This is a genomic window from Pseudorhodoplanes sp., from assembly GCF_035565795.1.
Taxonomy (GTDB): Bacteria; Pseudomonadota; Alphaproteobacteria; order Rhizobiales; family Xanthobacteraceae; genus Pseudorhodoplanes.
This window is the reverse complement of sequence record NZ_DATMRV010000236.1, coordinates 1-9,088: the sequence shown is the minus strand read 5'-3', so window position 1 is coordinate 9,088 and position 9,088 is coordinate 1. Positions and strand designations below refer to the sequence as shown.

Here is a 9,088-nt window from a genome sequence, read left to right as displayed (position 1 = left end):
TGCGCGGCTGGCATCAGGACATCGACCGGCACTTCCGAAAGATGCGGAAACTCACTCGTCCCGGTCAGAGGATCTTTCCGCGTCGCCACGGCTTTTTCGCGCGCCGCGCGCGTCTCGGCTACCGCTTTCTGAATAAGCCCGGATTTGAGTGCCGCCGTAACACCGCCCGCTTTCTCGATGCCCTGGAACAGCGTCCATGCGCTGCGGCATAACTCTTCGGTCAATGCCTCGATACCGCCCGAGCCCGCGGCAGGGTCGGCAACCTTCGCGAGATTGGACTCTTCCAGCAGGATCAACTGCGTGTTGCGTGCCACGCGGCGCGCGAAACCATCGGGCAATCCCAGCGCCGAGGTGAACGGCAGCACCGTTACCGCATTCGCGCCGCCAAGTCCCGCTGCGAAGGCCGCGATCGTCACCCGCAGCATGTTCACGTAAGGATCGCGCTGCGTCATCATCCGCCACGCGGTTTCGGCTGCGATGAAGGCCGGCTTTGGCGCAAGACCCGCCGCCTCTTCGACGCGCGCCCAGAGCATTCGCAAGCTCCGGAATTTCGCCATCGTCATGAACTGGTCGGCATCGGCGGAGAGCCGGAAGAAGATCATGCCCCGCGCGTTATCAAGCGCGACGCCGCCGGCTTCCAGCGCGCGCAAATAGGCGACTGCGACCGAGAGCGCGTAGGCCAGTTCCTGTGCCTCCGAGCCGCCGGCGTTATGGATCACGCGTGCGTCGGCAACGGCAAACGGGCCGCGGAAGCCTTCGTCCGCAAGCGTGCGGGTCATGCGCGCAAACAGCGGCGCGATATCGCCCCACGGCATAGGCGCCGACGAGCCCGCCGCCATGAGCCCGATCGGATCGAAGCCGACGCGCAGGTCGCAAGCTGCCGGATCAAGTCCTCGCTTTTTCACGAGCGCGGCGATATGCGCCGGCACGTCCTTCGCTTCGCGCGTGAGCTGGCATTCGATCGGCAGGCCGGCATCAAGATAGACGCCGTCGAGAATGCGGGCGATCCCGTCCGCCGAAATGTCGATGCCGAAGCCGATCGATCCGACTGAGCCGGGGCAGACCAGCAACAGACCATTCGCACCGTTCTCGAGATCCTCCAGCGCCTGCCTGTTGGCCTCTTTCGGATCGGGATGATCGACCCGCGCCATGACCTGCCATGCGGCGCCGGGGGCGCGGCCGGTCAGAACGCCGGCCGTGGCGCTGCGCTGATAGAGCGGCTCGATCCGCAGACCGTCATAGGTTCGGCTGACGAGCTTCCTGTCGAAGGGCGCGCCCTTGAGCACGCCATCAACAAGCTTCAGCCACTGTTCGCGGGTCGCCGGTGGAAATTCAGAAGCAAGGGGGAGGTCGGTCATGGCGATAAATTGCCACGATGCTGCGCTGCGGCCAACTCCGACCTTGGTTCGTCGTCGTGCCGGCGATGGATTGCGCAATCAGGGCAGGCGCTCGATTCCGGTTGTGTCCAGCCGATCGAGAGCTTCGCGGAGCGAGCGCCCGCCGATCGTTGCGTCCGGTGCGATCTCCACCAGCGGTACCAGCACGAAGGCGCGCTCGAACAGGCGCGGATGCGGCAAGGTCAGCATCGGCTCGTCGATCAGGTCATCGCCGTAGGTGAGGATATCGATGTCGAGTGTGCGCGGACCCCAGCGCGTTTCGTTGCGGCGGTCGCGGCCGAAGCTGCGTTCGACCTCATGGGCGCGGTCGAGCAGTCCGCGCGGAGACAGGCGGGTGTCGACAGCGATGCAGGCATTCACGAACGGGGGCTGTTCGGTGACGCCCCAGGGCGGGGTGCGATAATATGAGGAGCGCGCCAGCAACGTGACATGCGTGCCTTCGCAGAAGGCATCGATGGCGCGGGCGATGGTTGTGCGCGCATCGCCGACATTGCCTCCGAAAGCGACGTATGCGCCGGTCATCTGACGACTATTTCCCGCGGCTGCGCGTGATGATCACGCCGACATCGCTGAAGGTGGCGGCGATGGGCGCGTGCGGCTTGTGCACGGTGATGCGTACACGCGTGACACGGGGAAAGCGCGCGAGGATCGCGTCGATGACCGCGCCGGCAGCGGCCTCGATCAGCTTGTAGGGCTTCTTGCAGAACGCTTCGGTCGCGGCCGCCGCGACCTGATCGTACGAGACCGTGTGACGCAGCCGGTCCGACCGGGAGGCCTCGCCGAGGTCGATGTCGAGCACGATGTCGAGCGTGAAGCTCTGACCGACCTTGCCTTCATGCGGCATCACGCCGTGATAGGCGTGCAACGCGAGTCCGGAAATGAAGATGGTGTCAGTCTCTTTCACGTTGCGCTCCCGGTCCTGGCGTTCTGGATCGCTTCGGCAACCCGGAGCGCCTGCATCGTTTCGTAGACATCATGCGTGCGCACGATCGTGGCGCCTTCCTGGACGGCGAGGAGGTGCCCCGCAATCGATCCGCCCAGCCGCTGATCGGGGTCGGAAGGCACGATCGACGATATGAAGCGCTTGCGCGACAGCCCGATCAGGATCGGCAATCCGAATGTTCTGAGCCGCGAAAGCTGTGCGACGGCAATGACGCTTTGCCCGGGTGTCTTGCCGAACCCGATGCCGGGGTCGATCACGATCTGCTCGCGGAGTACTCCCGCCTTGTCGGCGATGGCGAGCGATCGTTCGAAATAGGCCAGCATGTCGTCGACGATGTCGATCGCGGGATCTGCCTCGTCGCGATTATGCATCACGATAACCGGCACGCCGTGATCGGCGACGACGCGCGCCATGTCCGGGTCGCGCTGCAGCCCCCATACATCGTTCGCAATCGCTGCTCCCTGACGTATCGCCCAGTCCAGAACGACCGCCTTCATCGTGTCGATCGATACCGGTTTGCCGAGACCAACAACGGCCGGCAGCACCGGTTCCAGCCGCTCGCGCTCGATCTCGGCGGTCACGGGGCGCATGCCGCCATAGGGCCGGGTCGATTCCGCGCCGATATCGATGATGTCGGCGCCATCTGCGATCATGGTGGTCGCATGCGCGATCGCGGTTTGTGGATCGACGAAGCGGCCGCCGTCGGAAAAGGAGTCGGGCGTGAGATTGAGGATCCCCATCACCGCGGTGCGGTTCGGGGGGACCAGAGCCGTGAGGTGAAGACCGCGTGCGCTCTCGTTCGCCATCAATTGCTCGCGTTGAACTCCCGCCGGTCCCGCAACGGCGGGACCCAGCGCCAAAAATGCCGAATTCCCGCTTACGCGGGAAATAGCGGTCTCACATAGGTCAATTCGAGCAGCCTAGCGATAGGTGATCTTCGGCGGCAGCTTCTTGGCAGCCTCCACCCACCGGCCCACGGCCTTCTCGGTCGGGACCAGGCGGACAAGCTTGCGCTTGTCGTTCTCCTCTCGCATCGCCGCCGCAAGCTTGGCGGGGTTGCGGTATTTCAGCTCGCGGACGGTATCGACGCCGACCCGGCACAGCAGCTCGGCATAGCCGGCGCCGAGGCCCTTGACGCGCAGCTTGTCGGCGAGATTGGCGAAGCGCAGGAGCTCCCGCGGTTCGATCCCGGTCTTGCGGGACAGCGCCTCGCGGTCCTTGGCGCTCTTTGTGGCTTCCAGCAGCCTGTCCGATGTCCGGATTCCTGCACTGCGCAGGCTGTCGATCACCTCGGGATCAAGCCCATCCAGATTTTTCAACGACTTCGACACTCGGTGGCCCCCAGCTCGCTCGCGGTCAGGCGAATTGCGAGAGGCCAGGGATCGCGCCGACCAGTTCGCCGACTGCGTCCTCGCCCACTTTTTCACGTGCATAGGCGAGCAGCGTGCGGGCAACGTCCTGAACCTCGCCCATGCCGAGGCCGAGACCCATCAGCTGGGTGCCGACACCCATGATGCCGCCGAACATGCCGCCGGACGGCGCTGCCGCCGCGGCCGCTTCTGCGCCCGGCATTGCATCGAGCAGAGGTTTGATCTTGTCCGCCGGCGCTTCCTTGATGAGGAACGCCAGGATGATGCCGACCGCTTTCTCGGCGACCTCGCGGTCGATGCCGAGTTCAGCGACGAGTCGTGCGACGAGCTCGTCCATAGTTTGATGCCCCCTCCCGCACTGACGGCGGGTATTGAAGGGGCATTGATAATGAAATTGCCCACAAAAGAAAGTGTCCGCCCGATAAATATGCAACGGGTGTGTCACAGTCGCCACTATCGGTGCCGCCTTGAAATTCTGTGCGGCGTTGCGACGTATGGACCAGCAGCGTTGACCTGCCTTCCGCGACACATCAAAAATGCAATTGATTTCAAGAGGGATGCGGGGCGATGGCGAAACGAGCCAGCAAGTCGGTCAAGACAAAATCCGCTGGAGTGTCGGCCGAGGCAGACGCGACCGTTGCGCCCGCCGCCGAGCCAAAGCCTGAGTCCAAAAACGGGACAAGCGCGTCCGGGAACGGATCGACGAACGGCTCCAGGAACGGATCCAGGTCCAGGGCGAAGCCCGACGCGACGGCGGGATCCGCTGCCGCGACTTCTGCGCCGCCCCCAAAGAGTGCCGAGCCGATCGAACCCGAGGGTACGATCTTCGTCGGGCAGAGCGTGAAGCCCGAGCGCATCCTGCTCCGGATGGCAAACCGCCATGGTCTCGCGACCGGCGCGACCGGTACCGGCAAGACCGTGACCTTGCAGGTGCTGGCGGAAGGATTTTCGCGCAACGGCGTCCCGGTCTTTGCCGCCGACATCAAGGGCGATCTCTCCGGCATCTCGGTTCTGGGCGAGCCCAAGCCATTCCTCGTCGACCGTGCCCGGAGCATGGGCTTCGAGTATCAGCCCGATGAATTTCCGACGATTTTCTGGGACCTGTTCGGTCAGCAGGGCCATCCGATCCGCGCCACCGTGTCCGAGATGGGGCCGCTTCTCCTCGCGCGACTGCTCAATCTGAACGACGTGCAGGAGGGCGCGCTCAACATCGCCTTCAAGATCGCGGACGACCGGGGCTTGGCGCTACTTGATTTCAAGGACCTGCGCACGATCCTCGACGCAATCGCGCCGTTCGGCACCAAGAAGGAAGCGGAGGAGGGCACCGGCAACCCGCAGCTTGACGAAATCAAGCGGGCGGTCGCGAGCTACGGCAATGTCACCAAGCAGACGGTCGGCACCATCCAGCGCGCGCTGCTCGTGCTCGAGAACCAGGGCGGCGAGAAATTCTTCGGCGAGCCCGCGCTCGAACTGAAGGACTTCATGCGGACCGACCGCGACGGTCGTGGCTACATCAACATCCTCGCCGCCGACCAGCTGATGGGCAATCCGCGGCTCTACGCCACCTTCCTGCTGTGGCTCCTGTCCGAATTGTTCGAGGAGCTTCCGGAAGTCGGCGATCCCGACAAGCCGAAGCTCGTGTTCTTCTTCGACGAGGCGCATCTTCTGTTCGACGAGGCGCCGAAGGCGCTTCTCGACAAGATCGAGCAGGTGGTGCGGCTCGTGCGTTCGAAGGGCGTCGGCGTCTATTTCGTGACGCAAAATCCGCTCGACGTACCGGACAAGGTTCTGGCCCAGCTTGGCAACCGCGTGCAGCACGCCTTGCGCGCCTTCACCCCGCGCGACCAGAGGGCGGTGCAGACCGCGGCCGACACTTTCCGTCCGAACCCCAAGCTCAACACCGGTCAGGTGATCATGGAGCTCGGCAAGGGCGAGGCGCTGGTTTCCTTCCTGGAGGAGAAGGGCACGCCCTCGATGGTCGAGCGCTGCATGATCCGCCCGCCAGCCGGCCGCATCGGGCCGATCACGCCCGCCGAGCGCGCGGCGATCATGGCCAAGAGCCCCGTGCGGGGAAAATACGACACGATGATCGATTCCGAATCCGCCTACGAGAAGCTGACGCAGCGCGTCGCGAAAGGGGCGGCACCGGCGGATCAGCCGCAGGAAGAGAGCGGCGGCATCACCGGCTGGATCGGCTCTATCTTCGGGACCAACCGCAAGCGCGGTGAGCCGTTGACCACCAGCCAGCAGGTCGCGCGCAGCGTCGCACGCACGGTAACGACCACCGTGGTCGGCGGTGTCGCCGCGGCCATTGGCAAGCAGATCGGCGGACGCGCCGGCGCTTCAGTCGGCCGCTCGATCGTGCGCGGCACGCTCGGTGGAATTTTGAAGCGATAGCCGCGGTTTCGTGTCCCGGGCGCCTAAAGCGCGTTCACGCGCGTCTTGAACGCGCTATTGCAGCGTGAAACGGTGCGCTGCAGAACCGGGACCTACATTTTGAATGGGTCCCGGCTCTGCGATGCATCACTTCGTGCTGCATCGCGTCCGGGACGCGAAAGAAGAGCAAGCGCATGACCCCGACCGAAGCCCTGCCCAAAGTCCTCGAGCGCATCGACGCCGATCTCGAAACGTCGCTTGCGCGGCTGTTCGATTTCCTCAAGGTGCAGTCGATCTCGACCGATCCCGCCTACGCCGACCAGTGCAGGGCGGCGGCGGAATTCGTCGCAAAGGATCTGGCCACACTCGGCCTGAAATCGGAAGTGCGGCCGACCGGCGGTCATCCGGTGGTGATCGCAAAGCCCGAGAAGGCGAATGGCGGACCGCGCGTCCTTTTCTACGGCCATTACGACGTGCAGCCGGTGGACCCGCTCGAACTGTGGACCACGCCGCCCTTCGATCCGCGCATCGAGGATCTCGGCAACGACCGCAAGATCATCGTTGCGCGCGGCGCCTGCGACGACAAGGGCCAGCTCATGACCTTCGTCGAAGCCTGCCGCGCGTGGAAGGCGGTGACCGGCAAGCTGCCGATCGACATCACCATGATGATCGAGGGCGAGGAGGAATGCGGCTCGAAATCGCTGTTCTCCTTCGTCAAGGACAATGCCGACGAGTTCAAGCTCGACATGGCGCTGGTCTGCGACACCGCGATGTGGAACCAGACGACGCCGTCGGTCACGACATCGCTGCGCGGGCTTGTCTATGAAGACGTGACCGTGACAGCGGCGGACCGCGATCTGCATTCCGGGCTGTTCGGCGGTGCGGCGGCTAATCCAATCCGCGTGCTGACCAGGGCGCTGGCCGCGATTCACGACGACAATGGCCGCATCACCATTCCGGGCTTCTATGACGGCGTTCCGGAATTGCCGGACGACATCAAGGCCGACCTCAAGGCCCTCAATCTCACGGCGGAAGAATTCCTCGGCCAGATCGGGCTGAAGATTCCGGTCGGCGAGAAGGACCGCATGCTGATCGAGATGATCTCGACGCGTCCGGCCTGCGACGTCAACGGCATCATCGGCGGCTATACCGGCGAGGGCGCGAAGACCGTGATCCCCTCGCAGGCGAAGGCGAAGGTGTCGTTCCGTCTTGTCGGCGATCAGGACCCCGAGAAGGTGCGCGATGCGTTCCGCGCCTTCATCCGCGCGCGCGTGCCGGCCGACTGCAAGGTCGAGTTCGAGAACCATGGCTGCGCGCCCGCGCTGCAACTGCCGTTCGACAGCCCCGCGCTCGTGAAGGCGCGCAAGGCGCTGCAGGAGGAATGGGGCCACAAGGCGGTGACGGTCGGCGCCGGCGGCTCGATCCCGATCGTCGGCGATTTCAAGCGCGTGCTTGGCATGGATTCGATCATGGTCGGCTTCGCGCTCGACGATGACCGCGTGCATTCGCCCAACGAGAAGTACGACCTGACCTCGTTCCACAAGGGCACGCGCAGCTGGGCAAGGATTCTGGCGGCGCTGGCGGGGTAACTGCGGCGGTCGTTTCTTTTCCATCCCTGCGAATTGATGGGGAGGGCGGCTGCGCGAAGCGTGGCCGGGAGGCCCAGAGTCGATCGATGTGGTCTGAGGGTAGCTCAGCGATCGTAAACGGCAATCTTTATGTCGCGGTTTGGTACCACTCCAAAGCCGTCAGCGTCGCAAATCTTTGTACGAAAGCCTGCTCGGGCTTTCATGAAACGCACATGCGTTGCAGGCAGAAGTTCTGAAGGCAACGGCGCTGCGTCGTCAGGCAAGCCTGCGACAAAATCTATAAAGGCTTCGGTGTTCTCCCGTTTTGGAGAGATGAGCATTCCCGAGTTTTTTTGAAGTATTGGTGTCGCAATAAACGCGGGCCAGTTCAAACACCACCGGCCCTCGACCAACGAGTTCTTCAGGGGGACGTCATAGTGGATCAATGGCGAGTGCTTGTTTGAAATCGAGCCGGGTCCCAGCAGCTCAGATAGGACTAGGTTTTCGGCCGAAGGATGCACAAACACTCCGAGCCATTCTTGTTGCTTCTCAGCCGTTACAAGCGCCGGAAATTCTCGGCTCAAGAAGATGTTGCGGTGTGGATCGTCTAGGAAAGATCCGAGCGATACACATCCGCGCAAAAAGAATGCTTTCTCGAACGCCTCTTCCATCAATTGTATTGTAGCAAATATGAAATTCTTGACGTTAATTGCGTCGATGGGAAGCGAGACAATCACCAGCGAGTCAAACAGGAAGTGGGCTTTCTCGAAATTTTGTGTTGCGGATGGATTGGGCGACCCTGCGATAGGATGAGACGTGAATATTTTCGATTTTGCCCGGTCGATCAGCGCGGCATACTCATGGTGGAGTTCTGCGATGTCTTGCGTAGTCAGAAGCTTTGAGAACCCCAACACGTCGAAGAATCCGATCAACCGGTTCTGATAAGTCGAGATAGATGCTGAATTATCAGCGTGCGTCATCGCTCTTCAATCAGGTGGAGTGTTCTAAAACGGCGTCAATCTTGGTCGGTCTTTAATCCTCATTCCACCGACTCCTCTGGGGCTGAAATGATGCGTTCGCGACGCTCCAGCGCCGTAGGTAAGTCTACGGCCGAGCAATAACACGTGTCTTGACAATTGTGCCCCGGCACCGCCCGAGTGCGTGGCTTGCGAACCACGCCCGCAGGCGCCGCACCCCTGTCCCACCTCGACGACGCCTCGCGAAGCGCCCCCTCATGGACAGGGTTATAGGATTATAATCATAATATGGCGCATGTCGGATGTTTCCGACACGGCCATCCGAAGCCCCGTCGGGCGCAGTTGCGCCGCGCGGCCTGACGCGCATGCGCGCGTGGCTGAAACTCCCGAACGTTAAACGCTGTCTGGCGTTGGCCCTGCGGGAGTGAAGCCAAGGAGAGTCATATGAGGACATTAT

The 9,088-nt window shown here is 63.0% G+C and carries 10 protein-coding genes; 2 read left to right on the top strand and 8 right to left on the bottom strand.

All coding sequences use genetic code 11. The features are described from left to right. The 7 genes from VNZ93_RS21020 to VNZ93_RS20990 all read right to left on the bottom strand — a co-directional run. Positions 1–1,358, bottom strand: a 1,358-nt coding sequence (locus VNZ93_RS21020; protein WP_325709857.1) for a methylmalonyl-CoA mutase subunit beta, incomplete at its 3' end; no start/stop codon positions are given. A 78-nt stretch (positions 1,359–1,436) separates the two neighbouring features. Beyond that, positions 1,437–1,919 (bottom strand): 2-amino-4-hydroxy-6-hydroxymethyldihydropteridine diphosphokinase, encoded by a 483-nt coding sequence (gene folK / locus VNZ93_RS21015; protein ID WP_325709854.1) that lies wholly within the window; start codon positions 1,917–1,919, stop codon positions 1,437–1,439. 7 nt (positions 1,920–1,926) lie between these two features. Further along, positions 1,927–2,301, bottom strand: coding sequence for a dihydroneopterin aldolase (gene folB, locus VNZ93_RS21010; RefSeq protein ID WP_325709852.1), 375 nt, complete (start codon positions 2,299–2,301; stop codon positions 1,927–1,929). Further along, entirely contained in the window at positions 2,298–3,146 is an 849-nt protein-coding gene (folP, locus tag VNZ93_RS21005) for a dihydropteroate synthase (RefSeq protein WP_414710147.1), read from the bottom strand. The genes folB and folP overlap by 4 nt, the downstream gene beginning before the upstream one ends. Positions 3,147–3,260: 114 nt before the next feature. Next, positions 3,261–3,671: a DUF4332 domain-containing protein gene (locus VNZ93_RS21000; protein ID WP_325709849.1), complete on the bottom strand. Its 411-nt coding sequence runs from the start codon at positions 3,669–3,671 to the stop codon at positions 3,261–3,263. Positions 3,672–3,696: 25 nt separating this feature from the next. Beyond that, complete coding sequence (locus tag VNZ93_RS20995) at positions 3,697–4,047, bottom strand: DUF2267 domain-containing protein (protein WP_325709848.1); 351 nt, start codon at positions 4,045–4,047, stop codon at positions 3,697–3,699. A 211-nt stretch (positions 4,048–4,258) separates the two neighbouring features. After that, entirely contained in the window at positions 4,259–4,567 is a 309-nt protein-coding gene (locus VNZ93_RS20990) for a hypothetical protein (protein ID WP_325709845.1), read from the bottom strand. Between the two features lie 10 nt (positions 4,568–4,577). Between VNZ93_RS20990 and VNZ93_RS20985 the strand changes: the two genes are divergently transcribed. Further along, entirely contained in the window at positions 4,578–6,107 is a 1,530-nt protein-coding gene (locus VNZ93_RS20985) for a helicase HerA-like domain-containing protein (protein ID WP_325709860.1), read from the top strand. Between the two features lie 173 nt (positions 6,108–6,280). Further along, positions 6,281–7,675 carry a M20/M25/M40 family metallo-hydrolase gene (locus VNZ93_RS20980; RefSeq protein WP_325709843.1) on the top strand — a complete coding sequence of 465 codons (1,395 nt, stop codon included), beginning with the start codon at positions 6,281–6,283 and terminating at the stop codon, positions 7,673–7,675. Positions 7,676–7,779: 104 nt separating this feature from the next. On the opposite strand, the gene VNZ93_RS20975 is transcribed toward VNZ93_RS20980, so the two are convergent. Continuing rightward, a complete protein-coding gene (locus VNZ93_RS20975) occupies positions 7,780–8,634 on the bottom strand; it encodes a hypothetical protein (protein WP_325709840.1) in 855 nt (284 codons plus the stop codon). Between the last annotated feature and the right edge of the window lie 454 nt (positions 8,635–9,088).